Raw genomic sequence first — 2294 nt, forward strand, 5'->3', positions numbered from 1 at the left:
GCCCGCACGCTATCAGGTGGCGTGAATACCTCTTTAGGGAGCGATCAGCGTCAGCTTCGCGGCTTACGCCGCTCCCACAAAACAACAAAAAAATCCGATGCCAGAGGTCTGGCATCGGATTCCTTGGGGCTCAACTGCTGAGGTGAGCAGGTTTACGGCTTGCGATGGTTACTGGCGGTTTGCCGCCGGCGCCATGGCCGCGGTCTGCGTCACCAGCTGGCCATCGATAACCGGCAGGCGATCGCTGGCCGGCTTGTCCTGCATGCGCACGGTCTTTTCCGCGCCGTCATAACGGTAGGTCACGTCGTAGCCGATGGTCTGGTTGGCGTTGCCCAGCGATACGCGCTCACCCGGACGGCTGTCCATACGCATGGTGCCGGTGCTGCCATCGGGCTTGCGATAAGTGACGTTGTAGCCAGTGATGCGGCTCGACTCGGCAGTGCGCTGTTCGGTATGGCACTGGCGCTCGGTGCGGTTGACCACACGTCCACCGACGTGACGCTTGTCGACCTGGTTGCCAATCACGCCACCGGCCACGGCGCCTGCGGCAGTGGCTGCCTTCTTGCCGTTGCCGCCGCCGATCTGGTTGCCCAGCAGGCCACCGATGACAGCGCCAGCGACGGTGCCACCGACATTGCCGTCACGCTCGGGCAGACGCTCCTGCACCACCACGTCCTCGCAGACTTCATGTGGGGTGCTGGTAGTGGAGGTTTCACGGATCGGATCGCTGCCGGTAACGGTGCCGTAGACGCGCTCTTTCTGCGTGACCGGAGCAACCTTGAGCACGTCGGCGTACTGCAGCTGCGGTTCGGCCGGGGTTTCCACCTTGCCGGTGACGGCGGCATCGTCCACCAGTGGTGAGTTGTCCAGCACCGGGCGTGCGCCCTCGACCAGAGGCGCAGTGCTGGTCTTGTCGCGGCCCTGCATGAAGGCGGCGGTGGCGATGCCACCGACCAGCAACGCGCCGGCGGCAACCAAAACGGTCGTGGTTGTGCTCTTCATGTTCTCTCTCCGTGCGGCTGGCCGCGTTTGTCTTGGGTGGATTCCAGCATGGACAAGCTGAACAGAGGCCAGTATTTCCATCACTTCACTATCGAAATCATTCAACTCGTCGCAATATTCAGCCTGCTGGCCCTGATTCCTCGGGGCAGTCTGAACCCCTCTTCATCTGGATACGCCATGTCGAGCATGATGTTGTCACCGTTTCTGGAATGGGCACGCAAGCTGCGCTACCCCACCCTGTTCAAGCTGACCGGTGCGCTGTTCGTCATCAGCATGCTGCTGCCCGACCCGATCCCGTTTGTCGACGAAATCCTGTTCGGCCTGAGCACCTTGCTGCTCGCCAACTGGAAGCGACGCAAGGACCCGGCCGAGCCGCCGATACTGCCGGGCAAGCGCTGAGCCGTGCAGCTGGTAGACAGCCACTGCCATCTGGATGCCGCTGAATTCGACATCGACCGTGACGCGGTGATCGCCCGCGCCAAGCTGGCTGGCGTGGGCACGCAGATCGTGCCGGCAGTAACTGCAGCCAGCTGGCCCAAGCTGCGCGAGGTCTGCGCTGGCTATGCAGGGCTGCATGCGGCTTACGGCCTGCACCCGATGTTTCTGCCCGAGCACCGTGGCGAGCACCTGCAGCAACTGCGCGATTGGGTGCAACGCGAGAAACCATGCGCCATCGGTGAATGCGGGCTGGATTTTTTTGTCGACAATCTCGACCCAACCGAACAGCGCATGTACTTCCAGGACCAACTGGAACTGGCGCGGGATTTTCAGCTACCGCTGATCGTGCATGCGCGCCGGGCCCTGGATGAAGTGATCCTGCGCATCCGCCGTGTTGGCGGGCTCAGCGGCGTGGTGCACAGCTTTTCCGGCAGTCCGGAGCAGGCCAGGCAGCTATGGGAGCTGGGCTTCATGATCGGCTTGGGCGGCCCCATCACCTATACCCGCGCCAATCGTTTGCGCGGGCTGGTGACGCAGATGCCGCTGGAATTCCTACTACTGGAAACCGACGCGCCGGATCAACCGGATGCCGGCATCCGCGGCCAGCGCAATGAGCCGACGCGGCTGCGGCAGATTCTCGATACCGTCGCCGAGCTGCGCCAGCAACCGGCTACCGACATCGCCGCACAGACCACAGCGAATGCAAAGCGGCTGTTCAAGCTGCAGTAGCGAAGCACCCTGATTTTGTAGGAGCGGCGTAAGCCGCGAAGCTGACCATCTCTCCAGGCACGGATGGGTGCGCAATCCAAGAGTGCTGCGGTTCGAGGATTGCCGGCGGGTCAGTCCTTACGAGC

The 2294-nt window shown here is 62.9% G+C and carries 3 protein-coding genes; 2 read left to right on the plus strand and 1 reads right to left on the minus strand.

What is annotated here, in order from left to right:
- Positions 1-168: 168 nt before the first annotated feature.
- Positions 169-1002, minus strand: coding sequence for a glycine zipper 2TM domain-containing protein (locus ACVOL0_RS20290; protein WP_481550615.1), 834 nt, complete (start codon positions 1000-1002; stop codon positions 169-171).
- Between the two features lie 177 nt (positions 1003-1179).
- Here ACVOL0_RS20290 and ACVOL0_RS20295 point away from each other — a divergent pair, with 177 nt between their 5' ends.
- A complete protein-coding gene (locus ACVOL0_RS20295; RefSeq protein WP_062166057.1) occupies positions 1180-1401 on the plus strand; it encodes a DUF6116 family protein in 222 nt (73 codons plus the stop codon).
- A 3-nt stretch (positions 1402-1404) separates the two neighbouring features.
- On the plus strand, positions 1405-2169 hold the full coding sequence (locus ACVOL0_RS20300; protein WP_481550616.1) for a TatD family hydrolase: 765 nt from the start codon (positions 1405-1407) through the stop codon (positions 2167-2169).
- The last annotated feature ends 125 nt before the right edge of the window (positions 2170-2294 follow it).

The sequence above is a fragment of the Stenotrophomonas sp. STEN021 genome (assembly GCF_056760175.1).

Coding starts and splice junctions, on each gene's coding strand:
- ACVOL0_RS20290 (WP_481550615.1), bottom strand. CDS start 1,002: ATGAAGAGCACAACCACGACCGTTTTGGTTGCCGCCGGCGCGTTGCTG.
- ACVOL0_RS20295 (WP_062166057.1), top strand. CDS start 1,180: ATGTCGAGCATGATGTTGTCACCGTTTCTGGAATGGGCACGCAAGCTG.